The sequence below is a fragment of the Sulfobacillus thermosulfidooxidans genome, from assembly GCF_001280565.1.
GTDB lineage: Bacteria > Bacillota > Sulfobacillia > Sulfobacillales > Sulfobacillaceae > Sulfobacillus > Sulfobacillus thermosulfidooxidans_A.
Window position 1 is genome coordinate 57,746 of the sequence record NZ_LGRO01000002.1, and the last position, 25,741, is coordinate 83,486.

Consider the following 25,741-nt stretch of genomic DNA (forward strand, 5'->3'; position numbering starts at 1 on the left):
ACATTAATTAGGAGGGAATATATGTCAACACAAAGCGAAATTACCTTATCATCCCAAGACTTAGCAGAGCATTTTTGGGTTCAAGATGGCCTGCACTTTAGCCGACCTCTTACCCCTTTATTTGCATCCTATATGATTCCTGCGATCAGCGACGGAACCCAACGCGCCATGGCTGCTCTAAAAGGTCCGGTTCGTCAATTCATCGGCAAGGTGCACGATGGCTATTATTATCAGGCCGTGATTCCCTTGCCAGGCGATCCCAAAGACACACTGTACCAGCATCAAAATGCTTTAAAACCTTTTATGAGCCAACAATCCGCTCAGATGAAAGAGATCGTGGATTCAGTTCTCATGCCGCTGCATCAGGAAATTACAGATTGGGCAAACCAGCCCCTTGATGACCGAACGGCCATTCAAGCGTTAATCCGTTTACAAGAGATTTACCTCACATTTTGGGAGTGGCATTTTCGTATTGTTGTACCCCGCATGGCGGCAGGATTTCGTTTCGAAGAAACTTACCACCAGGCATTCCCCTCACACCATGCTACCGACGCATACGATTTGTTGTTAGGCGTTATGAATAAATCCCTGGAAACCGATCGCGCTCTGTGGCTTCTCGCTCAAGAAGCCAAAACCCGTGCAAGTGTTAGGCGAGCTCTTGAGGCCAATGACTTTCAAACCGCATTACAAAACGACCCTGAGGCCCAATCGTTCCAGCAATCGCTGAGTGATTTTCTCGAGGTCTATGGATGGCGCTCGGTCAACTCCCATGAGTTCGTTGATGAGACTTGGATTGAACGTCCCGATTATTGCATAACCATTATCAAGGGATATATCGAACAAGATTTTGATTTTGACCATCACTGGACCCGCGTGGTTCAACAACGCGCACAGCATCTTGACGAGATTCTCACACAAATCTCTGACCAATCTATGCGCTCTCAATTTATCGCAGCGTATCAAGACGCTCTAGATGCTTGGCCTATCGATGAAGACCACCATTTTTATATTGATGCCATGTTGCCCGCGAGAGCCCGCTACCTTTGTCTTAACGTGGCCAAACATCTTCAAAACAAAGGAATACTGTCGCGCCCTGATGATATCTTTTTCCTTTTTCTCGATGAAGTCCTTTCTCTGCTGACGGACCCCAATGCCACGGATCCCTCTACCATCATCGCAGAACGGCGCACTCTTTATCAGCAGCAACTAAAAAACACCCCCATACCTCAGTTAGGAACGGCTCCAGATGCCCCAAGAGATCCTGACTTATTATTAGTACGAGTGTTTGGTGATGGATCGCCCGCCATAGGCATGGAAGGGCCGATGCGCGAAGTGCGCGGTTTTGCGGCGTCACGGGGCCGCTACCGGGGACCAGTTCGGATTATTCATGGCCCTCACGAGTTCTTCAAAGTGAAACCCGGAGACGTGTTGGTATGTCGTAGTACCGCCCCATCCTGGACAGGACTTTTTGGCATTGCCGGCGCTATTGTCACGGAAACAGGAGGCATCTTATCGCATGCGGCCACTGTCGCCCGTGAATACCAAATTCCTTGTATTGTGGGAACACGCAATGCTACCCACGTGTTTCACGAGGGCGATATTGTGCTAGTGGACGGCACGCTGGGAACAGCCATAATCGATGGTTGAGCCTCGCCACCCTTACCGCGTCCTCACTGCGCTGATCATGGCCAGCATCCTCATTCCCTTGAACTCCACCATGATCGCCACGGAGTTGGATCCGATAGCCCAAAGCTTGTCCACGTCATTGTCATCCGTGGTATGGGTCGTCACAACCTATCTCATCATGATGGCCGCGGTGCAGCCTATAGCCGGAAAACTGGGGGACTTATATGGTTCGCGCCGGATCTTTAATCTCGGTTTATGGCTGTTTTTGCTGTCTTCTATCACCGGAGCTATGATTCCTGAGTTCTTTGCATTAATTGCCGCACGCCTCGGTCAAGCGTTGGGCGGAGCAATGATCATACCGAATGCCATGGCCATTGCCCGCCACAGTTTTCCTGAAGACTCCTTACGTGAGAGTCTTGGAATCATCGGAATGGCTCAGGGTTTAGGAGCCGCGACGGGTCCTTTACTTGGCAGCATCCTCACCCATCTCGGCGGCTGGCCAGCGATGTTTTGGATAAACGTTCCGGTTATCGCCAGTGCCCTCATAACTAGCGCACTAGCCCTCCCTCACGATCTTCCCTTAAAAGCCGCCCCGATTGATGTCCTTGGCGCCTTGAGCTTAGCAGGACTTTTGATCCTCTTTTCCCTATCGATTCCTGATACCCCTATGATTTTTGGGAAATTCCGTCTTCTCTGGGCGGTGGCTGCCGTCATCCTATTCATGATTTTCGCCCGGATAGAACACCATAGTCCTGCCCCCATCGTCTATTTTCCCTTCTTTCGTCAACCTGCATTTTTTTATGCCAACGTCGCCAATCTCGCCAACAATTTCTTCATGTACAGCACCCTGCTCTATGTGCCCATTGTTCTAAGGCACCTGCACTTTGCCATTGCAGCCATTGGTGGGTTACTCTTTTTCTTTTCGTTGGTCATGTCATGGATGTCATGGTTCGGTAGCCGGTTAGGCTTTATTCGCTTCAGGCGGCTTCTCATTCTGATCGCTTTTCTCTTGGACTTCATAGTCGTCGGCTGGTATGAGCTTTTGCCATCCGAGCATAGCTGGGCCTTTCTGATTGTTGGCTTATTGATCGCAGGCATGGGAAGTGGAATCGGCAATGTCTCTATGCAAAGCACCGTCCTCGAAGCAGTAGACGTCAATGCTGCTGGCTCTGCATCCGGTATCTATGCCACATTCCGCTATATCGGCAGCATTTTGGCCGCTTCACTATTAGACCTCATGGTTCAAAGACCGGCTCTTCATCTGCTATTCCTCCTGACTATCGTCGGTTTAGGTCTCATGATGGCCCTGGCCCTTCCAAAAATCCGCGGTTATCCGCCTTCTTCTTTATCCTTGTAACCCATGACTGCCGTTTCTACGTAAGAGAAGCATAAGGCCAAATCTCTTAACAGCTTAAGTCTTTTCCTATGACGAGATACGCTAGGAATCGCGCAAACTTTCCGATAGAAATGGTTGCGCGTAGGGTACTTCCCATGGGCAATATCTTGCCCGCAACGGACGATCAGAAACCTGGCCAATTGAGACAGGCTTAAAATATTTCTTGTCACTGCAAAACCAAAAGAAGGGAGAGTGGTCCCCCTCCCCCATCAATTTCGAAAACAAACTGGGTGACCCACGCCTTCACTAAGCCCTTCGCATCGTCATCCATCCCTAGTTTTTCCCGAGAATTCATATCAATGTTAGAGATAGGTTTCAAAAAACTCGCTGCGCTTTCTCGCAATGCTATAAAGCACGTCATAGCCTCGCGGCATATGTCGCGTTTTTGGTAAGGCCAGTAGCGAAAAGTCTTTGTGAGCAGCGACCAATGCATCAACTAATAGAGCCGTATGCCGGAAATGAACATTTTCGTCGATCATCCCGTGAATGATGAGTAATTTTCCTTCGAGTTCGGGCACAAAATTGAGAACAGAAGCTTGCTCATAGCCCGCATGATTCGTCTCGTCAGTCCCCATATACCGTTCCGTATAAGCTGTATCATACAGCCTGAAATCGGTTACAGGAGCTCCTGCTACTCCTACCTTAAACACATGCGGAGCTTTCATGAGCGCCGTTAACGTCATATATCCCCCATAACTCCATCCATAAATCCCGACCCGAGCGGGATCCGTGGGATAGTGTTGATGAATCCAGTTCAAAGCCTGAATTTGATCATCGAGTTCAATAGTCCCAAAGCGGTGAAACAAAGCCTGTTCAAACGCCTTTCCGCGGTTGGCACTTCCCCGGTTATCCACTTTAATAACGAAATATCCCTTTTGAGCAAAATATTGCGCTTGCAGATCCACGGTTAATGCCCAGGTATTGGTGACCAGCTGCGCATGGGGTCCTCCATACACCGAAACAATCACGGGTGCTTTGATATGGGGTTCAATATGCTCAGGTTGGTAAACCGCCCCGTATAGTGTGGTGCCATCTTCCATGTCAATCGTCACTAGTTCTGGCGGCTTAACATGAAGTGTTTTGGCATCTACAGGGGCATTACCGATAAGGATTGGTTTCGTAACATGAGAGTCACCGAGACGTGTTAGTAGCGTCCGCGTACTCATCGATAAAGAAGAGACCTGATCAATTATCCACCGAAAATCAGACGAAACTACTGCCTTATGGATACCCGGCTCCTCACTCAAACGCGTCATTTCACCCGACAAGAGATCCACTTGATAGATATGCCGTTCGAGTGGTGATTCTTTAGTGGCTTGAATGATTACAGATTGTTCATCGGGGCTCACCCCAACAATTTCCGTAACCATCCACGGGCCCTTGGTAATCCACCGGAGCTGAGAATCCCGGCTTCGAATCACAACATGGCGAAAGCCATCAGGGTTGTTTTCACTGGTTGTTAAAATGTCGCCCGAGTGCAAGACGAAAAGGTCATGGGTAATATTAATCCAATCGGGCGCGGTTTCGGTCCACAACACATACCGTGAATGGTTTACCGGATTATAGCCCAAAACGATCAAACTTTTTTGGTCTCGCGTCAAAATTTGCACAATCATTTCCTGATCGGTATGCCAATGCACGTCAATTAAATAGCATTCGCCAAATTCTTCCCAGGTAATCCACTGAACCTCTCCCCCTACGAGGGGCATTACACCAAGACGGGTCACTGCGTTGGCTTGTCCGACAAAAGGATAGGCATGCTGTTCCAAGAACACCGGATCCTCTGCCACGTGTGCAATCGTATAGGGTGGAATGCTAGCCGTATTGACTTCTTCAAAGGCGATCCAGGTCTCTTCAGGACTGACAAAAAAGCCGTGGGCACGATCAAACTCTTCTTGGGCCACATATTCGGCGACACCATAATGGATTTGGGGATCTTCCGACAGCATAAGGGGACGTTCTTGACGCGTCTTGACATCAAAGACCCAAAGAGAGCCATCGCGCACAAACACGATTCTTTGCGCCCGTGGGGTTAAATATGGATCCTCGACACCCTGTAATTGTTCAATGACATCCCTTTCCATGGTTTTGACATTAAGAATTTCTAATGAGGACGAGTGGGGGATTAACACATTGTCCGACGCTTGATGTGCGAACTGATATGTGGTAATGCCTTCCCACGGTATGCGTTGGCGTTCCCGCCGCAATTCCTCCTCCAATGTGCGCGTCTTGGAGGACCCCTCTCCCGCCAACTGACGCTGTTCTTGGTTGGCTAAATCCAAAGCCCATAAGGACAGTTGAGCAGATCCTGAAGGACTGTATAAATATGTTAGCAAGGTATTGTCCGGGCTAAAACGTAATTGAATAGGAAATTGCATGCCGGGTGCAGGAATCGAGGCGATACGCTCCCATGTAATATGTTCCAAGGTTTGCACGTCGGTAAGGCTCCCTTCTCTTGTCTCTTGGTGTTCAACGTGGTCTTCTCACGATGTACAAAAAGATGAGGTCTAATCCCGTCAAATATCATCTCTTCGTCATTATAGAATGCGAAATAACAAATCGAAAGAATAGCATGGGAGAACTTGCTTGCCAGAACCTGTCTTAATGTTTTATCGTGCTTTTATGAAACGGTGCGGGTGGAAGGGGTTCGAACCATACCCCAAATGCTTGTCGTGGACGAGTTCAAATGCGCTGAACCGACATATCGTGGGGAAGCACGGGCCGAAACGTGATGGACTTCGATTAGGTTCTGCCAGTCAAACGTGGTATAACCCGCATCGCGCCGTCACAGTTCTAAAGAAACTAAACAGATAAGGAGTTTTGCCTACATGGCGATTGTATGGAGTTTTGTTGGCAGCATTGTAGCGTTTCTTAGCGTGTGGGCCATTCTCCAACGTTCTGAACATATTACCCTGCATGTCCCAAGTCCACGCCCATCTCCTAGGGCATTGATCCGTCTTTTAATTTTGATCTTCATCATGGCTTTTATCGAAGAAGGTATCTTCCGTTGGCTCTTGATTGGTGAAGGACATCGCTTCATCGGTTTAGGTCCGGCCTTTGCCCTCTCCGTCATACTATTTACCTGGGCACACCGACACAACGGGCCCTTGTCATTTTTGGCGACCATTAATCTGGTTCTGGTCGGCTTAATTTTAGGCGTCATTTTCTGGTGGTGGGGATTTTTGTCAGCCGTTGCCGCCCATTTTGGATGGAACGCCATGGAATGGCTAACAGGCTTTACGATTAGCGGTGAAAAAACCCGTCCTCTTCTTCCCTCACCTACAGAGCGGCTCATTGAGGGCTATCCCTACGGTCCCGAATCCCACTGGAGCGCCACCATTATCATGATGATTTGCTTAAGTCTGTTGATTGCCCCGGGTTTAGGACCGTTATTTCATTGAGACGGCCGCTCCGCCGCCGTACACGGCCATGCAGCCCGAAAAGGAACAAGATGCCCGGAAAAAGCATCCAAAGTCCGGGACAAAAAATGGGGTCGCGTGATCAATTTTTCAAAAATTTCTTTGGACGGATCAACAAATTGTACTGCTTGAGTCTCTGCAGAGGTGCGAAGCCGCCCGCTAATCATTTTCCCAACGAACATAACGACCATCACGCCAGTCTGAGTGTTTTGGTACACGCCGCTCACGCCTGTGATCGCCATGACAATTCCACTTTCTTCTTCAACTTCGCGAATGACGGCTTCTTCCAGAGTCTCCCCTTCCTCCACTTGTCCTCCAGGCAATTCCCATGTGTCTTGGCGGTGGTAGGTTTTAACCAAGAGCACTTGACCTTGATCATTAGTGACATAAGCAGCTGCAGCCACGATGTGTTTTGGTGTGTGCGTTAAAATCCGTCCTCCCTCAATCTCTTGATTATGAGATTCTCAACCATTATATCCTCTTCATCTCATGCTATCATGTTTGGAGACCGCTAGGATGTGAGAGCGTCAATGCAACCGCTCGCATGTCATGATTCGGCAATAAATTTTTCCATGGCCAAAATATCTATGTATTGCCCATCTAAAATCCCTTGACGATAAAAGATCCCCACTTCCCGGTATCCCATGGTTTGATAAAGCCGACGTCCAGCCACATTGTGTGGAAAAGTAAATAATACGATTTTATAAAATTTCTGGTGACGAGCATAATCCTCAAGGGCCCCCAGCAGTTTTCGTCCCACGCCTTGTCCTCGCCATTGTCGATCAATATAAATCGAAAGTTCTGCCACCCCTTGATAGGCCTTGCGAGACGAATAGGGATTTAATGATGCCCATCCAATGATATCATCACCGAATTCTGCCACTAAAACGCCATAGCGCGCCGAATGCCCTGCCCACCACGTTTTCATCATCTCTTCGTCTTTGGCATCCGCGTCTAATGTCGCGATGCGGTCGGCGATGCCCTGGTTATAAATCCTTTGGATATTTGATAAATCATATTCTTCAGCCCGACGTATGACAATTTCCCTATAATTATCCAAAACGGTCTTCATCACCTCGAAAAATCTGAAAAACTTTTCTTTTGCATTGAGCATTCTACGAGTAGACATTAAGATATAAGAAAATGAGGTGTCTTGCCAAGGGGGTGGGTTTCATGCCATTGGTCCCACAACCGCCATCGGAAATTCCCACGGCGATTTTTAATATCTTTATGCTTATGCTCTTGTGGCGCTTTACGGTACGTCTCTTACGCGGACCCAAGCAGCGTCGGCGACATTGGATGACCCAACGCATCTCTCAGAGTCCTTTTATCGAAAGTGCCGCGCGTCCACAAACCCCGTTAGAAATTGCGCAAGATCGTTATGCCCGGGGCGAAATTGACGATAAAGAATTTGAGCAAATTGTTGAGCATCTTTTAAAGTCGCGGTCATCGTCACAAGATTGGTAATTCCTAAGAATTTAAAACGACCTGTCATATGCTCAGGCGATAGCACTTAGAACATAGTAGCTTAGGATGACGGGGCATGGCGGTGGCTGCAATCAGCAAGAAACATCTTGATGCCGATAATTGGCATCGATGGCCATGCCATGTCCGCAACCCCATGCACCCACTTACGTTGACGCTCTTCTTACCCTGTAGCAAGCCACAGCAAAACCTATGAACTTGATACAGGCAATTTTCTCCAAACCGCATAAGAATGATATCTACTCGAACGCAGCCTTAGGTGGGGACCCGCGGACGAGTCGTCATATTATTTTGAGAACTCAGTGATTTCTCGCGATAGAAATCCACGTTCTACTCGCCATTGGTCTACATCGATTACTGACAGACCCGGTAAGGGAACACTTAACCATTCTAAAAGGGTAATTTTTCGACCCAGAATATGGCTATATAATAAAGCCAGAATCCGCGCGTGAGAAATAATACCAATGCTTTGACCGTGATGCCGATGGGCCAAATCGTGGATGCACTGGACAATGCGATCGGTTGCAGATTTTCGATTTTCACTCAGGTAAAGGGGATTCCCACCTTGTATCTCCACTGGTTCTGCCGATAAGGAAGCCATCGGGCAGACATCGCGCAAATCATCTAGGGGCTGCAAGGGAATATCCGTGATGCGAGAAATAATCGTCCCCGTTTCCTGCGCTTTGCGTTCTGGACTATGGTATAGCCTCACCACACCGGTCCAGTCTTCTTGACGCGCCAAATCTTCCGTCTTGGCCCTGCCTGTTTCGGACAATGGCCACAATTCCGGAGCAAGTGCGGGATCTTTTTCAACACTCCCGTGGCGGATGACAAACAGCTTTGTGCTCACAGGAACCCTCCTTATCTGTGACCATCTCCAATTTTTTACGGATTGGGTTTTATTCTACTGCCCCAAAAATTTTCACAGGATTTCTTGTACTCGCCCCGTACTACAGTCAACTTAGCTAAACTCCCTTGTTCGCCACGCCGGTGTTAGGCTCAGCTACTCCTTTACGGCCGTTAGCTTCATACCTGCATGCCATCGAAATATGTATGCCGCTCAACAATTTTTCCGTTTTGAATAACGAAAACATCCGCAAATTCGGTCTCGATTACACGCCCATCTTTCAAAACTCCGTGAAACGCTCCTTGAACACACACATGATTCCCATCCACCAAAATATTTGTTAATGTATGAGCCCCTGACTCGATAATACGTGTCCCTTTATAGAAGTCCATAAATTGCTCTTTGCCTGCCAAAACGGGATATCCGGGCCGTTTATAAATAATCTGGTCGTCAAAGAGAGAAAATAATGTCGGGAGATCTTTTTGGTCGACACTGTGGTAATAACGCTCAACCAAAGCACGATAATCTTGTGCGGACATAATGGATCCTCCTTGTGATTCATGGTTCCAGGTTGCAGCATTGCAAAATGAGGCAGTTACAACTATTCTTTACTTTAACAAATTTCGTCCACAATGTCTTGGCCTTGCCGATCCGTTGTCAAGACCTTGACAACAATTGGCAACATGTTAAGGTGGGTGTATCGGGATTCTGCGAATGACGCAGACTTGATTTTTTGAGGGGATCATCCCGCACTTAATAGTTACCGTTTCCCGATATGGCTTTTTTCGGTTAGCGGGTCATATCCCATCATAGTAAAGGAGGTGACATGAACTATGGCATATTTGGATGATAAGATTCGTGGCCAAGTCAGCCAATTTTTTCAAGACCTTAAGGATTCAGTAACCATCCAGATTTATCCCGGTCCGAACGGTGAATTGTCTCAAGTTTTCATCGATCTCGCCAATGAAGTTGCTGACCTTTCTGATCTTGTCATGGTGACCCAAACCACGGAAGTGCCAGCCTTAGAACCTGGCCATCCTGGCGAAGAAACCATTTCCGGGCCCATTGCCAATTTGCTGGACAACAATGGGAATCCCACCGGAATCCGCTTCGTTGGCATTCCGAGCGGGCACGAATTTGGCGCATTTCTAGAAGACATCAAAGCTGTCTCAACCCACCAGGTTGCACTCAGCGACAAAGCTAAGGAAGCACTGGCCCAAATTAAAGAACCTGTGCATATCCAAGTATTTACGACCCCTACGTGACCATATTGTCCCCGGGCTGTACGCCTGGCACATGATATGGCATTACAATCTCCGCATATTATTGCGGACATGGTCGACGCGAGTGAATTTCCGGATCTCGCCGGGAAGTACAACGTTTATGGCGTACCTAAATCCGTCGTCAATGGGAAATTAGACGTGACGGGTGCCGTACCTGAAAACCAGTTGCTAAAAATCGTCCTGGATTCCGTTGGACAATCATAAAGCAACGCACGACGTTAAAAAGAGCAAGGCCCTCGCTGCCTTGCTCTTTTTTATTCCCGAACCCCTAAGGTTCGTGCTAATTTCGGTCGATTAAAGCCTACAATAACGGTTCCATTGACAATGATCACCGGCACGCCGGTTTGTCCGGATTTGCGTTGCAGTTCCTGAGCCGCTTGGGGACTTTTCGAAACATCAATTTCTTTGAAAGGTACCTTGCGCTCTTGAAGAAACCGCTTAGCATTCCGGCAATGGACTCACGTCGGTGTGGTATAAATCACAACCGCCACTGTGCCACCCCCATTACGCTTGCATCGGGCCCATTATACCCTTAGAGGTATTGCTGCAGCAAGAACACGCTCTCACCAATGCACACTTTCCCTGTCACCTGTATACCGTGATTAAGACCAATCGGAGGTGACAGTGATGGAATCCTGGCTGATGCCCCTGTTGGCCGAGGCGTATACGGCATATGGCAAGCATACCTTTTATCGTCAATGGGTTCGCTCGATTTCCCAAGCCCTGATCTTAAAAGGCGATGAACCCTTTGTCTCGGCCATTTTACAAGGGCTCGTCAAACATTTATCGTCTCATAGTCTGTGGACCTTTTCACCGGCCCACAACCCCCACCTGGTTTCAGGCGTAATTCTGTCACCGGAAAATGTCGCCGTTTTGGGCCCGTCGTGGCTTCCTTTTCTTCAGCGTGACCAATCGCCAAGATGTTATGAATCTATGACCATTTGCCCCACGCGTTCCATCACGCCACAAATTCCCATAGATGTCTCTCGCCACCTCTTCATTGCCAAAGAATATCTTCATGACCTACAAAGTTTGTGGAATAATCAGGGACGGTTCCATGCTGAACTGCAAAGCATCCAGAGCCGTCTCATCGCCCAACTCCCTAAGCCGCGTAAAGAAGGCCAAACGTGGGTATCGCACGCCTTTTTATCAACGTTAACTCCATTAGGCCCATTTTTCCTCCACCGGGACCAGGCACCGCGCCATATCCGGCGGACATTCATCGTAAGTCCTCTAGGCACTGGAGTCCCTTCCATGTTAAAACGGGTGGGGCTTTACGCTGCATCCCATTATCACCGGGTCTTGTTTGTTCATTGCGGGCTTGACCCCTCACAGATTGATCATATCTATTTTCCTGACGCGTCGTGGCTCATAAGCAACAATGTCGCACCCCATCATTGTCAGGCGAATGACACCGATGAGGTCATCAAAATTTCAGATCTCCCTAAACGTGAAGCGAAAGATTTTACCCGTATGGAAAATCTTTATTTTCTCTATGCCCAAGCCTATCACCAGGCCTGGGAAGAGCTCTCCCAAATGCCGGCCATTTCCACCGTCCCTAACACGACAGCTGATATAACCCCATGGATTCAAAAGATTCTTTCTCATCCGATACTGCATTCTGTAGCGGAAAACCAGCAAATGACAGGAAAGCCATAGTTCTACGCGGACTTGTCACTCATCAGAGCACTAGCCGAGGAAAAAGACCACCCGCTGACAATTGTCAACGGGTGGTAGCATAAATCGAGCGTTTTCTTACGCTTACAGGGCTCCGGCTTCGCGGGTTTCATCCAAAGCTTCAAGAACTTCTTCAACATCTTTGGTCTTGTAGCCGCTCGCCACACCCCAGTAGTAGAACAAGAGCGAAGCCACTGCAATAACGACAAGATCCAAGGGATAGTGAATCGCACCCTTGCCGTGATTGGCTGGAGCTCCGAAGACCGATGACCCGTAATAGGACATCGCGAGCATGAAGAGCAAGTAAACGATTAGCCAAATCCCTGCCTTCAGTGATTGGGCTGTCGGCCTTTGAATCTGATTGGGCGCCACAAGGGTCGCAATCGCATAAAGAATCAAGCCAACCAACATGGCGATCAAGAGTGGAAGGTTCACCGCCCATCCTGTCCAGTAAATAATGAGAGACCCTCCGATGAAGGCTAGAGGAGCAATAATGTTCATGCCCCCTAATTTAACGGGGCGCTTTGCATTGGGGGCTACCCGGCGGAAAACAGCCGCTGAGATAGGTCCAATGATGTAGGTCAAAACGGTTGCAGACGACACAAATCCGACCAGTTTCTGCCAAGCCGGAAATGGCGCTAAGAAAATCAATCCCATGATAAATGCTGTGATTAAGGCTACTGACGGAACCCCGGTTTTAGGGTCAACTTTGGACAAGGCTTTCGGGAAATACCGGTTATTCGCCAAGGCGTAAAGAACACGCGAGGTCGATGCTAGATAAATGTTTCCCGTTCCGGCGGGGGACAAAATCGCATCCGCATAAAGCAAGGTAGCAAACCATCCCATGCCAAGCGTGACAGCCAATTGGGCAAATGGTGCGGAGTAATTGAGCGCCGACCATCCTTTGGCAATTTGAGAGGTAGGTACGCCACCGATGAAGACGAGCTGGAGAAGGACATACAAAAGTATACCAATAATCAAAGAATACACCACCGCACGGGGGACATCCCGCTGAGGGTGCTTCGCTTCACCTGCTAAATCTACCGCTTGCCGAAATCCTAGGAACGAAAACACAATACCTGCTGTCGAAACCATTTTCATCATACCGGACGAGTGATAAGGCGCAAATCCATGGACGGTTAAGTTGCTCCAGTGCATCCCAATGAATAAGAAGATTAAAACCGTCGCTGTTGGCATGATGAACTTAATTAACGTTACGGGCGTGTTCACTTTAGCAAAGCTTTTGACTCCATAATAGTTGATGATAAAGAACAGAGCCATTAGCGCTGCGGCAACGAGCAAACCCAGCGCCGAGATATTGCCATTGGCCGCCTTGAAAGCCGGAATATAGCTTTGCGCATAGGTTACGACACCTTCCGCTTCCACAGCCGGCACGGAGGCGTACGCTAAAAATGCTGCCCATCCCATGATGAAACTGGTTAAGTGTCCATGGGAGTAATGGGGATAACGCGCAATACCGCCTGATTCGGGAATGAGTCCCCCTAATTCGGCATAAACCAGACCGATAAGCATGACAACCACTCCGCCGATAACCCAGCTAAAAATAGCCGAAGGACCGGCACCCTGAGCAGCTGCTTGGCTGGCCAATAACCAACCGGATCCGATAATGGCTCCAAGCGAGGCCATTGTTAAGTCTAGAAGTGATAATTCCTTTTTGAGCCCCTTGTTAATCAATGGTCTTCCTCCTAACAGTAGTGTCAGAACAATTATGATTGGCAATTTGAGGTGGAGCCAATTGGCAATGGACAGAATACCAACTGTGAATAATTTATTTCGACAAAACTCTCAGATTTCCTGCTTAATCTGAAATTTTATTTTCATGCTATTTACCGTATTTTTTTCCTGATTTTCATGGTATATGTATTTGTTAATGCTTTTTTCCAAAATCATCGTGCACAAAATCGAGAGTTCAACAAACAAAACAAGTGCTTGAACCACGACGTAGAACATCATAATGGAACATCTTTGCCCGTTTGATTGATTTAAACACGATCCACAACAGAGAAGGAGATATAACGATGTCGTTAACTGGAGTGGCCATGATGTCGCACGGAACGGAGGCACTGATACATTTTATCGATGCCGACGTCTCCCTTGCCTTTCACGACACCTCTTGCCATCAGATGGAAGTGGCTAGAAAAGTGGCCGAAAAAAAACCAGAGACTCTCGTTATCATCACGCCACATGGTCTCCGTGCGGAAAAAATGGTCACGATTTCGTGTGCAGAATGGATAGAAGGACATCTAGATATCAACACTTCACAACCTTTGCATGATGTTTATGCTATTAACCGTTCTTTGGCGGAACATCTCATCCAGTGTGGTTCGCCTGTTGCCACCGCCGCCATTAGTTTTGGCGCCTCATCCGGGGAGCTTAACCGACTTCCACTGGACTGGGGCGCCCACGTGCCCTTACGTTTTATCCAAGCTTTCTCAATATCTCGTCCCTCCGTTGTCATTTTGACTCCATCTAGGCACCTATCCCTGGCGGATTTGTTTTCCTATGGTCAGCATCTGGGCTCCTTGCTCACCCATTGGCCTTCACCTCTTGCGCTTATTGCATCGGGCGATCTCGCCCATACCCATGATCCTTCGGGGCCTTATGGCTTCGATCCCGAAGCGACTTCCTTTGATCGCGACTTTGTGAAAATGCTTAAAACCGGTCAAACCAGTGGGTTGTTGTCCTTGTCCATTGATCGTATTAACCGCGTGAAAGTCGACGCTCTATGGCAAGTTGCCATAATGCTCGGCGTGTTGTCCGAGCTAAACCATGGGCCTTGGCAAATTAGCGGATATTCCTGTCCGACATATTTTGGAATGGTTAGCGGCTTTGTCGATGTGTATGATACGCAAACATGATAAAGTGAGGGCGAGAATTTTTAAGAGGTGTTTTACCATTCAAAAGATTGCTCAGAAAGACGTGTGGCACGAGGAGGTTAAAAAGACATGCAGGATTTGTCTCAATCTGCTCTGATCGTCGTAGATTTTCAAAATGACTTTTGCCCAGGCGGTGCATTAGCGGTACCAGAGGGAGATCGTATTTACCCAGTGGTCCAAGCCCTCATTGACCGTTTTCAAGAGGCCGGCCGCCCCATCATATTCACGCGGGATTTTCATCCTCAAAACCATATTTCTTTTGTTTCTCAAGGAGGGCCGTGGCCGTCTCACTGTGTTCAAAATAGTCCAGGATTTGACTTCTATCCTCGCCTGCGCATTCCTCAAAACGCTGCCCATTTTTACAAGGGATATTTAGAAAATGTGGATGCCTACAGCGGATTTGAGGGACGGCTGGTTCATGAGGGACGCATTACAGAGACAACCTTGGAATCGTGGCTCAAAGCGCACGATGTAAAAACCGTGTTTATCGTCGGACTAGCGACCGATTATTGTGTTCGGGCCACGGCGCTTGATGCATTGCACGCACAATTTGAAACCATCGTCGTGACCAATGGCATCAAAGGGGTCGACGTCAACCCGGGCGACAGTGACCAGGCGATAGCGGACATGCAGAAAGAAGGCGCTTTATTACTGGAATGGCCGGTTAAAAATGGCTGAAAGACCGGCTATTTTGGCCATAGACTTTCAAGAAGCTATAGCTAGGCCGTCGTCGCCGAAAGATCCTCGCCACCGGGTATTGGCCGCTAGTCAGGCGGTGATTCGGCAAGCGCGCCTGGCTTCCGTTCCCGTTATTTTTACCAAAACCCTCAGACGGTCCGATCACAAAGGGGCCATTACAGCCAAAACCGACCGGGACAAGCGCCAGTCTTTATCAGCTACGCCCAAAGAATTGGGAGAGATTCTCCCCGAATTGGGCCCATTGCCGCAAGATATTGTCATCCCGAAATATCAGTGGAGTCCGTTTTATGCAACACCTTTGGAAATGTTTTTAAGCCGCTTGCAAATTACCACCCTTTTATTAATGGGGATTGCCACCAACCTGGCAGTAGAAAGTACGGCCCGCGATGCTTATGATAGAAATTATCATTGTATTGCTATCGCTGATGCCATGATGGGAACGACGCCAGAAGAACATCGGTTTAGTCTAACCTATGTTTTTCCTCGTATTAGCCAGGTCATGACATCAACCGCGGCTATTGCCTGGCTGGTCGGAAAGCATTAAGGGGGTGAACACCATTAAATCGCGTTGTTTGGCCATTTTATCTGTACCCTCTGTGGCCATTGTCCTATTGGCACTCACAAGCCCATGGGCGTGGTGGCAATGGCTTGTGGCACTAGTTGGCATCGTCGTACCGTGGACCTTATTTTTTATGAAATCACGAGTCAAACCCTCTGCTCTCTTACAAGATGCCTCGGCTGCAACTCTTGATGCGGCGGAAACCACATTTCAAATCGGCCATGCAGCTCTGCCTCATTTGCGGCAAGGTTTAAATCGGGAAACGGCCCAGCACATTGCAAATATTATTCAACGCACTGTGGGTGTGGAAGCTGTGGCTATTACCGACACCCATATTGTACTGGGATGGGCCGGAAAGAAATGTCCGCAGCATGATCCCGGTACCGCGTTATCCACGACCACGAAAGAGGTTATGCGGGATAAAGTACAACGCATTCTGAAAACTGAGGAACTACAAGGAGCCTATGATGAATGTCAACTCGGAGTGGTCGTCATCACTCCATTAATATCCCATAATCAGGCCGTCGGATCCGTGAAATTGTATGTTGCAGAACAAAGTATGCTGCCCAAACGCGTCGGACGTCTCGCCGAGGGAATTGCGCAATTACTCTCCATTTTGCTGGAAGTCGCGGAAGTGGACCGACAGCGCTCTTTAGCTGCCGCCGCGAGATTAGAAGCACTGCAGGCGCAAATTCGTCCTCATTTTTTGTTTAACGTCCTTAACACGATTATTTCCTTTTCGCGGACGGATCCCGATAAAGCCCGTGACCTCCTCATTCAACTGGCCTCGTTCTTTCGGCGCTCCCTATCGCACAAAGGCTCCACCGTCTTATTGAAAGATGAAATTGATTATGTTCAAACCTATCTCAACTTGGAAAAAGCGCGTTATGGAGACAAACTGCGATACCGTTTACGCATACAACCGGAGTCCTTGCAACGTTCCGTTCCTGTGCTCATCATTCAACCCTTGGTGGAAAATGCTGTTATCCACGGTATTGCCGAGAAAGAAGGATCAGGCATGGTGAGTGTCAGTATTCGCAATCATGGCAGCGACACGATTATTTATATCTCGGACAATGGCCGGGGCATCGCCAAATCCAAACAACGTGAAATTTTCCAGATGGGACAAGGGCAAGGCATGGGACTTGGCTTATCCAATGTATCAGAAAGATTGGTGGGGCTCTATGGCAACAAGTATCGTTTACGATTACGATCGTCTGAAAACAAAGGAACGACAGTCCGTCTCGTGATTCCTGCCACGGGTCCCAGACAAGAAGCGGCACAATCCCAAACGGTCTATACAGCCTTTAGTTAATTTTAATATCTCCAAACGAGGTGGAGGCCCATCATGCTCAAAGCACTCATTGTTGAAGACGAATATCCTGCCCGCCAAGAACTTCGTTATTTGCTGGAACCCTATCATGAAGTCATCGAAGTCATTGGGGAAGCCCAAACTGCTCGGGAAGCATTATCCCTCATTAATGCGTTGGATTATGATGTGGTGTTTTTAGATATTCAGATGCCGGGAATGTCGGGCATGGAAATTGCCCGTTTGCTTAAAGACCAGCATCCTCATCTGAAAATTGTGTTTGTATCTGCCCATGAACACTATGCGGTCGACGCCTTTGCCATTCAAGTCGTGGATTATTTACTGAAACCGGTTTCCAATGAACGCATTGCTGAAACCATCAGACGTCTGACCCAAAGTGATGCACCCGAGCCTGCCAAACCCGCCGTCGAGCCCTTGACGTGGGTCCCATGTGAATCCGGCGGGCACACGATTCCTGTCAATGTCCATGATATTATCTTTATCATGGCAGAGCATGAGATTATCTATATTTATACGTATCATGAAAGGTATCCCACCCGCTTTACCCTGCAAGAACTGCAAGAGCGTTTACCTCAGGAAACCTTTTTACGAACTCACCGCAGCTTTATCGCCAATATGCATCAAGTCAAAGAAATCATGCCCTATTTTAACGGCACCTATCTTTTGAAAATGAAAGATAAACAGGGCAGTGAAGTTGTGGTTAGTCGATCCAATGTCAAAAAGGTTAAAGAATTATTTAACATTACTTAGATTCTTTGGTTCCTTCGGGCTCGTCATGCCATTGGCTGGACCCGTCTGCCCAGTGTTCCTTTTTCCAAATTGGTACCTGCTGTTTCACGCGATCAATTCCCGCCTTGGCCGCGGCAAAGGCTTGTTCGCGGTGAGGTGCAGAGACAGCCACTAAAACACTTGCTGCTCCCACCGGTAATTCCCCGATGCGGTGGATAATGACCACGTGGCGAATGTCAAATTCCTCTTTGAGGGCTTCCCCAATCTTTCGAATCTGGGACTGTGCCATCGGCGGATAAACATCATAATACAGGCCAAGCGAGGCCCGACCTTCAAACTCATTGCGTACCGTGCCGAGAAAGATCGCTTGTGCCCCCGTGGATGGGTCATCAATCATGGATAATGCTTCAGCCAAATTGATGGGATCTTCTGTAATGAGATAGTAGTCCACCCCAATGCCTCCTCCTGGTCATCGTCATCTATGCTAGTCAACCGCCAGACACCGGCGGCACAACAGCTAATTCATCTCCCGGCTGCAGTGCGTAATGCGGATCAACCCACTCTTCATTCACACTGAACAACCATGACTCTAACGGTTCTTTTAACGATGGATATAAATATTGCTGAAAGAATTCTTTAACTGAGAGAGGTTGGGGCAATTCATAGGTTTTCTCCCGGGTATTCATACGATCGGCAGCAAATGAAAAGAATAACACGGTAATCTCGGAGGGCATCTATCTTCACTCCTTTCTTGGCCCCCCTAATCAAGGAGGCGACGTGGCCAAGTGCTATGGCACAATTATTTCAAACCGGTCCTTTTTGTTGCCGTGATAGTTGTGTGGGCTTTGACCTGGGGCTTCATGGACTACGGCTTCGGCATTCCTGTCCAAGCTTTAACCGGTCAACCCATCACATTTTTGCCTCACCCAACACGCGTCGGCATTCTCTATCCCTTAATGATCAAAACCCACGGCTCCATAAACGTATCGTCCCTGTATCATGATATCACGCTTGAGCCCCGGGAAAACTTTGTGATTACACCACAAGGCCCCCATGAATTTGCCTTGCATCCCGCACGCTTTTGGCCGGATTCGACCACAATTGCTTGTGTAATCCATGATCAGGACGGCACCGAGCAAACAGTGCTGCATACCGATGATGGAAAGGTCCTGCGGGTGGATTTGACAACGCAAACCATGGAAGCATATGAAGACGAAACCTTAGTGCGTGTTATGCCCGTATCCACTGGGGCGAGCCCTCACTGGACAACACCCACCGGGACATTCTACATTTTCCGCCGGGTCCTTGATGATCATATGCAGGGGGGAACACCGGGAACCGAGGATTACTGGGACGTCCATCATGTTCCTTATGCCCAGTATATTTACCGGGGCATAGCGATTCACGGCGCTTGGTGGAATCATCACTTTGGTATTCCCCGTAGTCATGGTTGCATCCAGCTCTCCACCCGCACACATAATCCTCATCCTCAACACATCATTGACAATGCCAAATGGGTCTGGGATTTCGCTGACTTAGGCACCCCAGTTATTATTTTTGGCCAGACGCCTCCGAGCTCATCGACACCACTGTCTTACCCGGAGGAATGAGCCGTGTTGCTGATTTACGCCATGTTCGCCGCATCATGAGACCTGTAAAGATCAAAATCGGCGGCGTAAAGAGCTGCATTAACGTGGTAAATCCAATTCCCCAATAAGGGTTAATGTAATGGATGAGATACAAAGGATTGTCCCGCGTCGTTTCGCCGATGAATCCGCGCAAGATCGCGTAATAGAACATGGCCGACCAGAACTGATATCCTGGTGGCGGAGTCCGGTGGCGCTCCAGCCAAAAATAGCGGAGAATTAAAAATACCCCGATAAAAGAACCCCAGAGTTGTTCAGGCCAACGTCCAAACCCTAACTCGGTCATCCGTCCCAGCACTTCATGGTTAAAAATATTGCCGATACGGACCATAAAGATACCAAGACCAATGCCCGGAACCGTCCAGTCTACGAGATAATTAAAAACTAGAGGTTTTTTACGCAACTGGTACCATAACGCAAAAACCCCTAGACCCACCGCTCCGTCATATGCTAGCCCACCATCCCAAATCCGCAAGATCTGCACCGGATCCGTCCAAATCCACTGCGGTTCGTTGGCCAAGACAAATACGAGCCTTGCCCCAATAACTCCCCATAGAACCGTCCATAACGTGACATTGGAGAGATAATCAGGGTCTTCTCCCAATTGTTTTCCCCGTTCGATCAGATAATAAGATCCTCCCAATATCGCGAGCACCATGAAGATTCCATACCAGTGCACGCCAATGGGGCCGATTTTAAAGGCAAACGGATGCAGTTTTGCAATATACATAAATTCCCTCTCTTTATATCATCTTATAGCTGCTGAAAGACTCGATCCGCAGCGTCAAGTGTCGCCTGGATAGTTGCCTCCGTGTGCGCCCAAGAAGGAAATGCGGTTTCAAAAGGCGATGGAGGAAAGAATACCCCTTGTTCTAGCATACCATGGAAAAATTTACGGTACCGGGCATGATCACTCTGAGAAACGTCATCAAAATTTTGGGGAGGCGTATCCGAAAAGAACAAGGTAAACATGCCGCCTATCGTATTGGCACTCACAGCAATACCGTAAGCCCGTCCGCGTGCCACCAGTTCTTCGGCCAGTGTCCGCGTTTTCTGTTCTAATTGGGAATAAAAATCAGGTTGATGAATCTCGTGTAATTGGGCCAATCCTGCCGCCATCGCAACCGGATTACCAGATAAAGTGCCAGCTTGATAAACCGGACCAAGCGGGGCCACTTCTTGCATGTAGGATTTTTTCCCGCCATAAGCACCCACTGGCATGCCCGCTCCGATCACTTTGGCTAAACACACCAGGTCGGGTTCTAGGCCAAAAAGACGAGAGGCACCGCCCCACGCGACCCGAAAACCTGTCATAACCTCATCGACAATCCACAAGGATCCGTATTGACGGGTTAATTGTCTTACCGTCTCTAAAAATCCTGGCTGAGGCAAAACTGTTCCCATATTGCCCGCCACCGGTTCCATAATCACCGCGGCAATTTGGTCTCCAACCGCATCAAAAACCGCTTTGAGAGCGTCCACGTCATTGTAGGGAACGGTTAAGGTGAGCTCGGCTAGAGCTTTAGGAACGCCCAGAGAGTCCGGAACGCCCATGGTCGCTGCTCCTGATCCGGCTTTGACCAGAAGAGAATCGCCGTGCCCATGATAAGATCCGGCAAATTTGAGGATACGGTCCCGCCCTGTGACCCCCCGGGCAACCCGAATCGCGGCCATTGTCGCTTCCGTGCCGGAATTGACCATGCGAACCATTTCTAGCCCCGGCACAGCGTCGACCAGCGTTTCGGCCATTTCCACCTCCAAATCCGTTGGTGCGCCATAGCTTAAACCTTGGGTGGCCTGCTCGCTGACGGCGGCGACAATTCTGGGATGGGCGTGACCCAAAATGAGCGGGCCATAACTCATGACAAAATCAATGTACTGGCGTCCTTGGTCGTCAAATAGATACGGGCCTTGTCCCCGTTTAACAAAAAACGGTTCTCCTCCCACCCCTTTAAAAGACCGGACAGGAGAATTTACTCCACCGGGTAACACATTCTGGGCTCTTTGCCAATAACTCTCCACTGTGGTTCCTCTTTTCGTTTAAACGTTAAACCGGAAGTTTACAATATCTCCGTCTTTCATGATATAGTCTTTTCCTTCTAGTCGCACCAGTCCTAGTTCTTTGGCACGCACCATACTTCCTGCTTGGTCTAAATCATGAAACGCCACCACTTCAGCCCGAATAAATCCACGCTCAATATCCGAATGAATTTTACCTGCCGCCTCTTTAGCCGCCGTGCCCTCGTGAATCGTCCATGCCCGGACTTCATCTTCTCCAGCTGTTAAAAATGAAATCAGTCCGAGTTTGTGGTAAATAGCCTGGGCAACACGTGCCAATCCGGATTCTTCTATGCCCAAATCTTGCATAAAAATTTGCCGATCTTCGGGTTCGAGCTCTTCCATCTCCTGTTCCATTGCCGCCGCCATTAAAACAACAGGAATCCCTTTGTCACGGGCCAAAGCTTCAATCGCCTCTTTATCGGGATATTGGCCCGAGGAAAATGCGTGATCGTCAAGATTGATCACCCATATGGCGGGTTTCAAGGTCAGAAATTGGTAGCCTCGAATCAGACGTAAATCGTCTTCCGGTAAATCCATTTGATGCAACCGACGATCATTCTCCAAGGCATCAATCAGGCGGTCAATCAAGGCTAATTCTTGCTTAAGTTCTGCCGTGATTTTTTTGCCACTGTTAATCCGCGTTCGACGCTTTTCCAAAAGATCGAGATCGGACAACCCTAATTCCAATTCCATTTCTTGAATATCTTCCAGCAAATGAGGCTCCCCAAGCAAATCCGAATGGTAGCCACGCACTACGTGCACGAGAGCATCAACCATCCGCACATCATTGAGAAAACGGTTTGGTCCCCCGTTATCAGCACGGCTTAATCCCGGGACGTCAACTACGGTTATTGTAGCCGGCGTCTTTTTACGCGGATGATACATCTGCTCTAAGCGATCCAAACGCGGATCAGGAATAGGTGCCAGTCCCCTGCGCGATTCGGTTTTCCCGGCACCAAAGTTATTGGTGTCCGCTTTTAAGTTTGTCAATAAGTTAAATACTGTGGTCTTGCCAGATAATGGCAATCCAATCAGTCCAACATCCACTACTGGTCCCCCATTTCTTTCCCGATTATACAAAATGGGACTCCACAAAGAAACCTCACGCCTAATTTGACGTGAGGTTTGTTGTGAGCTACCGTCCAAAATAATCTACTCGCTAGTATCTGGTAGTGCATTGTCGTCATTTTGCGGTTTTTTGACTTGGTCCGCTGGACTTAAATCAATCCCTAATTCCCGTGCCACTTCTTGTTGAAATTGTTCCTGACTCAATGTTTTTAGGGGTTTTTCGTCTTGTTTCTGGTTGTCCATCCCAAAGTCCTCCCTTAATTGCGACTCGCCGAACTCTGCCGGAAAAAATGGCGCAAATTTAGCGTGTCCCATTGAGAAGGGATTCATGCTGGAAAAAAGGACGAATCAATCTCTAAGAATGACTCAGTGTCTCGACCAATTCTCCATTAATGAAAATCCGCGCTTCGATGACCGCTGATTTCACCAACATCTGTGAGACACTGCAATATTTTTCCTGACTCAGGTGAACAGCCCGTGAGATTTTGTCTTGGGCATCATCTGGGGTGGAAAAACGGTAATTGAGAAAGATTTTAGTGTAGACTTTCGGATGGTCTGAAGCACGTTCTCCATCAATATCCATGGTAAAGCTGTCTAAGTTTACCCGCATTTTCTTAAGAATGGACACCACATCAATGCCTGTACACCCTCCTAGTGCCATCAGAGTCAAATCCATCGGCCGCACGCCCGAGTTTTTTCCCCCAACCTCTGGTGATGAATCAATGACCACTGAATGCCCCGTCGGTGCCGTGGCAACGAACTGCATATCCCCAGTATATTTCACATCAACATGTGCCACATTCATCATATCCCTTCTTAATTGGAATTGCCGGCTTCTTCATCCAACGCAATGTGGGCGCCCAACAGAAAGAACGAATCGGGAAAGGGCGGATCAGGTTCCCAATGAGGATGAGAAGAGACCGCCTGTCCCCGTTCTTCTTCACTCTTAAAACACCGTTGCCAGCGGTCACAGTGCAAACAGCGCACACTCACTTCCCTGGGTGGCAAGACCCGTTTTTGCTGATATTCCCTAGCTCGCTCAATCCTGTTAGTCATCCATTGTTTCCAACGGGAATCAGGAAAGATCGTCCACAATAACCGTTCATGAGTTTCGCGATTATCAACAATTAAGCGGCCCTGATCGTACCCGCCAATATTGACGTACAAGGCGAGTTGAGCCCAATGGTCAAAAATCGGACCGTCTTGGCATATCGCTCGAAATTTCTCGTCGTGGACCGTCTTGTATTCGATGGCAATGTGTTGCCCGTTTTCTTCAATCACCGCATCAATCCGTCCTGAGATGCCTAAATCGCCATCCTTGATAGGCACCTCAAGACCTATCACATCACTTTTTTGAAGCAACTCCGCTTGAAATGTCTTGTGCCATGACGCGCCCGAGTGCATTGCCGTTAACGTCTCGTCCGTTAGCAGACGTCCAAAACCGAGCAGATCCATTACGGCGTAGCGGAGGCACCGGCCTGTCAGCGATGGCGCAAAAGTTTTCAGTTTTTTGGATTTGGGCGCCTCCATAATCCGGGCCTCCTTTTGATCATCTTACCGGTATTGTTGGCCGGGTTGTAAAACTTCGAGGGTCACCGGCTTATCAGCCAGCAAATCCTTTAACGCATCGGGGCTTCCCTTAAGCGCATCAAAGGTTCCATAATGCATCGGAATTACAACTTTTGGTTCTAAAAGATCTACCGCATAGGCTGCTTCTTTGGGGCTCATTGTGTAGTGTCCGCCGATGGGTAATAACGCCACGTCAGGCGCATACAGGGTTTTAATTAAGGTCATGTCACCAAAAACATTGGTGTCTCCGGCATGATAAATGCTCAATCCATTTTCCAAGGTCACAACAAAACCCGCCGCTTCGCCTCCATAAATAATCCCCGTGTCGGTGCTAATGCCCGAACTGTGGTCGGCATAAACCATGGTGATTTTAATGTCGCCAAATTCCAAGGTGCCACCTTTGTTCATGCCAATCGTATTCGAAACACCCAAAGACGCCAAGTATGTAGCGATTTCAAAATTACTGATGACTGTGGCTCCAGTTTTTTTGGCCAACATTTCCGCACTGCCCATATGGTCAAAATGTCCATGCGTAAGAAGAATATAATCGGCTTTATCCCAGTTATAGAATTCTGGTGGGCACTTGGGGTTGCCTTCCAGCCAGGGATCAAAAACGATATAGCGTCCACCTGGTGACTTGAGTACAAAAGATGCGTGTCCCAACCATGTTAACTCCGCCCCATCAAGGCTCATAATCATCCGTCTCCTTTCTGTCTTCCTGGTTTGTCTCATCAAATAATACGTCTAAGTCAGGTGAATGGTGGACAATACCCGAAAAATGGGTTATTGTCCGGAAAAGCTCTTCTGCCACAAAGCATAAAGTTCTGGCCATGAATAAACAAGAGAATCAGCGCCCGCTTCTTCAAGTTGCTCGGGCCTAAAGGTGTTATAACAAAACCCAATGGCGCGGCACCCCGCCTTTTTGGCCGCCATCATATCATAAGGGCTATCGCCAATATACCAAGCATCCTCCCCGGACACACAAAGTTCCCCCAGTGCCCGTAAAATGGGTTCGGGATGCGGTTTATGATGAAGAGTGGAGTCGTGATGAATAATCGTCTGAAATATCTCGGCTAAGCCAAATAACTTCAGACCATGCTGCGTCATATCGAGCCGTTTAGACGTCACGACTGCCAAAGAGAGCGTGCTCTGGCGTAATTGTCGCAATATCTCTCCGGCCCCAGGGATCAAAGACACCATCTGGTCATGATGCGCGTGGTTGTGGGTTCGGTATAGAGTGACCAAGCGTTTGACTTCTTCTGCAGAAAGATGAGGACGCATTATCCGGAATTGATCATCCAAAGATTTTCCAAAATGAACTAACACCTCTTCGCGGCTGACCCGTTCCCCAAGTCCCTGCTCGAAGGTGTAGAGAAAACTCTGCACAATCAATTCTGTGGTATCCAAAATCGTTCCGTCCAAATCAAACAGTAAGGCTTGTGTCAACCAT

Annotated in this window: 29 protein-coding genes and 2 pseudogenes; 13 read left to right on the forward strand and 18 right to left on the reverse strand. The window is 48.4% G+C overall.

What is annotated here, in order from left to right; translation table 11 throughout:
- Positions 1-21: 21 nt before the first annotated feature.
- Together AOA63_RS15825 and AOA63_RS15830 are read left to right on the forward strand one after the other, a co-directional pair.
- The gene (locus tag AOA63_RS15825; protein WP_053960770.1) at positions 22-1,647 is read left to right on the forward strand and encodes a PEP-utilizing enzyme; all 1,626 of its coding nucleotides are present in this window, start codon (positions 22-24) and stop codon (positions 1,645-1,647) included.
- Positions 1,640-2,983, forward strand: coding sequence for an MFS transporter (locus tag AOA63_RS15830; protein WP_053960771.1), 1,344 nt, complete (start codon positions 1,640-1,642; stop codon positions 2,981-2,983). The genes AOA63_RS15825 and AOA63_RS15830 overlap by 8 nt, the downstream gene beginning before the upstream one ends.
- A 205-nt stretch (positions 2,984-3,188) precedes the next feature.
- On the opposite strand, the gene AOA63_RS20420 is transcribed toward AOA63_RS15830, so the two are convergent.
- Entirely contained in the window at positions 3,189-3,317 is a 129-nt protein-coding gene (locus AOA63_RS20420) for a hypothetical protein (RefSeq protein ID WP_278277076.1), read from the reverse strand.
- Between the two features lie 7 nt (positions 3,318-3,324).
- The gene (locus AOA63_RS15835) at positions 3,325-5,457 is read right to left on the reverse strand and encodes a S9 family peptidase (RefSeq protein ID WP_053960772.1); all 2,133 of its coding nucleotides are present in this window, start codon (positions 5,455-5,457) and stop codon (positions 3,325-3,327) included.
- A 393-nt stretch (positions 5,458-5,850) separates the two neighbouring features.
- On the opposite strand from AOA63_RS15835, the gene AOA63_RS15840 reads away from it, so the two are divergent.
- Positions 5,851-6,423: a CPBP family intramembrane glutamic endopeptidase gene (locus tag AOA63_RS15840; RefSeq protein WP_053960773.1), complete on the forward strand. Its 573-nt coding sequence runs from the start codon at positions 5,851-5,853 to the stop codon at positions 6,421-6,423.
- On the opposite strand, the gene AOA63_RS15845 is transcribed toward AOA63_RS15840, so the two are convergent.
- Positions 6,417-6,845, reverse strand: a complete 429-nt coding sequence (locus tag AOA63_RS15845) for an NUDIX hydrolase (protein WP_053960774.1) — start codon at positions 6,843-6,845, stop codon at positions 6,417-6,419. The genes AOA63_RS15840 and AOA63_RS15845 overlap by 7 nt on opposite strands.
- A gap of 143 nt (positions 6,846-6,988) precedes the next feature.
- Complete coding sequence (locus AOA63_RS15850) at positions 6,989-7,513, reverse strand: arsinothricin resistance N-acetyltransferase ArsN1 family A (RefSeq protein WP_053960775.1); 525 nt, start codon at positions 7,511-7,513, stop codon at positions 6,989-6,991.
- Between the two features lie 101 nt (positions 7,514-7,614).
- Between AOA63_RS15850 and AOA63_RS15855 the strand changes: the two genes are divergently transcribed.
- Positions 7,615-7,908 (forward strand): SHOCT domain-containing protein, encoded by a 294-nt coding sequence (locus AOA63_RS15855; RefSeq protein WP_053960776.1) that lies wholly within the window; start codon positions 7,615-7,617, stop codon positions 7,906-7,908.
- A 304-nt stretch (positions 7,909-8,212) separates the two neighbouring features.
- Here the strand turns inward: AOA63_RS15855 and AOA63_RS15860 are convergent, their stop codons facing one another.
- Both AOA63_RS15860 and AOA63_RS15865 read right to left on the reverse strand, forming a co-directional pair.
- Positions 8,213-8,776, reverse strand: coding sequence for a histidine phosphatase family protein (locus tag AOA63_RS15860; RefSeq protein WP_053960777.1), 564 nt, complete (start codon positions 8,774-8,776; stop codon positions 8,213-8,215).
- A 176-nt stretch (positions 8,777-8,952) separates the two neighbouring features.
- Positions 8,953-9,312, reverse strand: coding sequence for a nuclear transport factor 2 family protein (locus AOA63_RS15865; RefSeq protein WP_053960778.1), 360 nt, complete (start codon positions 9,310-9,312; stop codon positions 8,953-8,955).
- A gap of 294 nt (positions 9,313-9,606) precedes the next feature.
- Here AOA63_RS15865 and AOA63_RS15870 point away from each other — a divergent pair, with 294 nt between their 5' ends.
- Positions 9,607-10,038 (forward strand): hypothetical protein, encoded by a 432-nt coding sequence (locus AOA63_RS15870; RefSeq protein ID WP_053960779.1) that lies wholly within the window; start codon positions 9,607-9,609, stop codon positions 10,036-10,038.
- Positions 10,039-10,050: 12 nt separating this feature from the next.
- Positions 10,051-10,260, forward strand: a pseudogene (locus AOA63_RS19105) (thioredoxin family protein); the annotation flags it as partial.
- Between the two features lie 50 nt (positions 10,261-10,310).
- On the opposite strand, the pseudogene AOA63_RS20255 reads toward AOA63_RS19105, so the two are convergent.
- Positions 10,311-10,499, reverse strand: a pseudogene (locus AOA63_RS20255) (glutaredoxin family protein); the annotation flags it as partial.
- A gap of 184 nt (positions 10,500-10,683) precedes the next feature.
- Here AOA63_RS20255 and AOA63_RS15875 point away from each other — a divergent pair.
- On the forward strand, positions 10,684-11,715 hold the full coding sequence (locus tag AOA63_RS15875) for a hypothetical protein (RefSeq protein WP_053960780.1): 1,032 nt from the start codon (positions 10,684-10,686) through the stop codon (positions 11,713-11,715).
- Between the two features lie 102 nt (positions 11,716-11,817).
- Here the strand turns inward: AOA63_RS15875 and AOA63_RS15880 are convergent, their stop codons facing one another.
- A complete protein-coding gene (locus AOA63_RS15880; RefSeq protein ID WP_242848391.1) occupies positions 11,818-13,428 on the reverse strand; it encodes an APC family permease in 1,611 nt (536 codons plus the stop codon).
- Between the two features lie 344 nt (positions 13,429-13,772).
- On the opposite strand from AOA63_RS15880, the gene AOA63_RS15885 reads away from it, so the two are divergent.
- The 5 genes from AOA63_RS15885 to AOA63_RS15905 all read left to right on the forward strand — a co-directional run bounded on the left by AOA63_RS15885 (position 13,773) and on the right by AOA63_RS15905 (position 17,968).
- Positions 13,773-14,612, forward strand: a complete 840-nt coding sequence (locus AOA63_RS15885) for a hypothetical protein (RefSeq protein WP_053960781.1) — start codon at positions 13,773-13,775, stop codon at positions 14,610-14,612.
- A gap of 87 nt (positions 14,613-14,699) precedes the next feature.
- The gene (pncA, locus tag AOA63_RS15890; RefSeq protein ID WP_053960782.1) at positions 14,700-15,308 is read left to right on the forward strand and encodes a bifunctional nicotinamidase/pyrazinamidase; all 609 of its coding nucleotides are present in this window, start codon (positions 14,700-14,702) and stop codon (positions 15,306-15,308) included.
- Positions 15,301-15,873, forward strand: a complete 573-nt coding sequence (locus tag AOA63_RS15895) for an isochorismatase family cysteine hydrolase (protein WP_053960783.1) — start codon at positions 15,301-15,303, stop codon at positions 15,871-15,873. The genes pncA and AOA63_RS15895 overlap by 8 nt, the downstream gene beginning before the upstream one ends.
- A gap of 4 nt (positions 15,874-15,877) precedes the next feature.
- Positions 15,878-17,203 carry a sensor histidine kinase gene (locus AOA63_RS15900; protein WP_053960784.1) on the forward strand — a complete coding sequence of 442 codons (1,326 nt, stop codon included), beginning with the start codon at positions 15,878-15,880 and terminating at the stop codon, positions 17,201-17,203.
- A gap of 33 nt (positions 17,204-17,236) precedes the next feature.
- A complete protein-coding gene (locus AOA63_RS15905) occupies positions 17,237-17,968 on the forward strand; it encodes a LytR/AlgR family response regulator transcription factor (protein WP_053960785.1) in 732 nt (243 codons plus the stop codon).
- Here the strand turns inward: AOA63_RS15905 and AOA63_RS15910 are convergent.
- Both AOA63_RS15910 and AOA63_RS15915 read right to left on the reverse strand, forming a co-directional pair.
- Positions 17,961-18,398, reverse strand: a complete 438-nt coding sequence (locus AOA63_RS15910; protein WP_053960786.1) for a molybdenum cofactor biosynthesis protein MoaE — start codon at positions 18,396-18,398, stop codon at positions 17,961-17,963. The genes AOA63_RS15905 and AOA63_RS15910 overlap by 8 nt on opposite strands.
- Positions 18,399-18,435: 37 nt before the next feature.
- Positions 18,436-18,681: a MoaD/ThiS family protein gene (locus tag AOA63_RS15915; RefSeq protein WP_053960787.1), complete on the reverse strand. Its 246-nt coding sequence runs from the start codon at positions 18,679-18,681 to the stop codon at positions 18,436-18,438.
- Positions 18,682-18,732: 51 nt separating this feature from the next.
- Between AOA63_RS15915 and AOA63_RS15920 the strand changes: the two genes are divergently transcribed.
- A complete protein-coding gene (locus tag AOA63_RS15920; RefSeq protein ID WP_053960788.1) occupies positions 18,733-19,557 on the forward strand; it encodes a L,D-transpeptidase in 825 nt (274 codons plus the stop codon).
- Here AOA63_RS15920 and AOA63_RS15925 read toward each other — a convergent pair.
- From AOA63_RS15925 to AOA63_RS15955, 8 genes are all read right to left on the reverse strand, one after another.
- Positions 19,499-20,323, reverse strand: coding sequence for a prolipoprotein diacylglyceryl transferase (locus tag AOA63_RS15925; RefSeq protein WP_053960789.1), 825 nt, complete (start codon positions 20,321-20,323; stop codon positions 19,499-19,501). The two genes, AOA63_RS15920 and AOA63_RS15925, sit on opposite strands and share 59 nt — an antisense overlap.
- A gap of 23 nt (positions 20,324-20,346) precedes the next feature.
- Positions 20,347-21,615: a glutamate-1-semialdehyde 2,1-aminomutase gene (gene hemL, locus AOA63_RS15930; RefSeq protein WP_053960790.1), complete on the reverse strand. Its 1,269-nt coding sequence runs from the start codon at positions 21,613-21,615 to the stop codon at positions 20,347-20,349.
- An 18-nt stretch (positions 21,616-21,633) separates the two neighbouring features.
- Positions 21,634-22,701 carry a redox-regulated ATPase YchF gene (ychF, locus tag AOA63_RS15935; protein WP_053960791.1) on the reverse strand — a complete coding sequence of 356 codons (1,068 nt, stop codon included), beginning with the start codon at positions 22,699-22,701 and terminating at the stop codon, positions 21,634-21,636.
- Between the two features lie 105 nt (positions 22,702-22,806).
- Positions 22,807-22,965: a hypothetical protein gene (locus tag AOA63_RS19865; protein ID WP_171822765.1), complete on the reverse strand. Its 159-nt coding sequence runs from the start codon at positions 22,963-22,965 to the stop codon at positions 22,807-22,809.
- A gap of 112 nt (positions 22,966-23,077) precedes the next feature.
- On the reverse strand, positions 23,078-23,527 hold the full coding sequence (locus tag AOA63_RS15940; RefSeq protein ID WP_082344080.1) for an OsmC family protein: 450 nt from the start codon (positions 23,525-23,527) through the stop codon (positions 23,078-23,080).
- An 11-nt stretch (positions 23,528-23,538) separates the two neighbouring features.
- Positions 23,539-24,252 carry a PD-(D/E)XK nuclease family protein gene (locus AOA63_RS15945; RefSeq protein WP_053960792.1) on the reverse strand — a complete coding sequence of 238 codons (714 nt, stop codon included), beginning with the start codon at positions 24,250-24,252 and terminating at the stop codon, positions 23,539-23,541.
- Positions 24,253-24,276: 24 nt separating this feature from the next.
- Positions 24,277-24,984, reverse strand: coding sequence for a metal-dependent hydrolase (locus AOA63_RS15950; protein ID WP_053960793.1), 708 nt, complete (start codon positions 24,982-24,984; stop codon positions 24,277-24,279).
- Positions 24,985-25,074: 90 nt separating this feature from the next.
- Positions 25,075-25,737, reverse strand: coding sequence for an HAD family hydrolase (locus tag AOA63_RS15955; protein ID WP_053960794.1), 663 nt, complete (start codon positions 25,735-25,737; stop codon positions 25,075-25,077).
- Between the last annotated feature and the right edge of the window lie 4 nt (positions 25,738-25,741).

Bases quoted from the DNA above. Each gene is read 5' to 3' on its own strand.
- AOA63_RS15825 (WP_053960770.1), top strand. From the start codon at position 22: ATGTCAACACAAAGCGAAATTACCTTATCATCCCAAGACTTAGCAGAG.
- AOA63_RS15830 (WP_053960771.1), top strand. From the start codon at position 1,640: ATGGTTGAGCCTCGCCACCCTTACCGCGTCCTCACTGCGCTGATCATG.
- AOA63_RS20420 (WP_278277076.1), bottom strand. From the start codon at position 3,317: ATGAATTCTCGGGAAAAACTAGGGATGGATGACGATGCGAAGGGCTTA.
- AOA63_RS15840 (WP_053960773.1), top strand. From the start codon at position 5,851: ATGGCGATTGTATGGAGTTTTGTTGGCAGCATTGTAGCGTTTCTTAGC.
- AOA63_RS15850 (WP_053960775.1), bottom strand. From the start codon at position 7,513: ATGAAGACCGTTTTGGATAATTATAGGGAAATTGTCATACGTCGGGCT.
- AOA63_RS15855 (WP_053960776.1), top strand. From the start codon at position 7,615: ATGCCATTGGTCCCACAACCGCCATCGGAAATTCCCACGGCGATTTTT.
- AOA63_RS15865 (WP_053960778.1), bottom strand. From the start codon at position 9,312: ATGTCCGCACAAGATTATCGTGCTTTGGTTGAGCGTTATTACCACAGT.
- AOA63_RS15870 (WP_053960779.1), top strand. From the start codon at position 9,607: ATGGCATATTTGGATGATAAGATTCGTGGCCAAGTCAGCCAATTTTTT.
- AOA63_RS15875 (WP_053960780.1), top strand. From the start codon at position 10,684: ATGGAATCCTGGCTGATGCCCCTGTTGGCCGAGGCGTATACGGCATAT.
- AOA63_RS15885 (WP_053960781.1), top strand. From the start codon at position 13,773: ATGTCGTTAACTGGAGTGGCCATGATGTCGCACGGAACGGAGGCACTG.
- pncA (WP_053960782.1), top strand. From the start codon at position 14,700: ATGCAGGATTTGTCTCAATCTGCTCTGATCGTCGTAGATTTTCAAAAT.
- AOA63_RS15895 (WP_053960783.1), top strand. From the start codon at position 15,301: ATGGCTGAAAGACCGGCTATTTTGGCCATAGACTTTCAAGAAGCTATA.
- AOA63_RS15905 (WP_053960785.1), top strand. From the start codon at position 17,237: ATGCTCAAAGCACTCATTGTTGAAGACGAATATCCTGCCCGCCAAGAA.
- AOA63_RS15915 (WP_053960787.1), bottom strand. From the start codon at position 18,681: ATGCCCTCCGAGATTACCGTGTTATTCTTTTCATTTGCTGCCGATCGT.
- AOA63_RS15925 (WP_053960789.1), bottom strand. From the start codon at position 20,323: ATGTATATTGCAAAACTGCATCCGTTTGCCTTTAAAATCGGCCCCATT.
- AOA63_RS19865 (WP_171822765.1), bottom strand. From the start codon at position 22,965: ATGGACAACCAGAAACAAGACGAAAAACCCCTAAAAACATTGAGTCAG.
- AOA63_RS15940 (WP_082344080.1), bottom strand. From the start codon at position 23,527: ATGAATGTGGCACATGTTGATGTGAAATATACTGGGGATATGCAGTTC.
- AOA63_RS15945 (WP_053960792.1), bottom strand. From the start codon at position 24,252: ATGGAGGCGCCCAAATCCAAAAAACTGAAAACTTTTGCGCCATCGCTG.
- AOA63_RS15950 (WP_053960793.1), bottom strand. From the start codon at position 24,984: ATGAGCCTTGATGGGGCGGAGTTAACATGGTTGGGACACGCATCTTTT.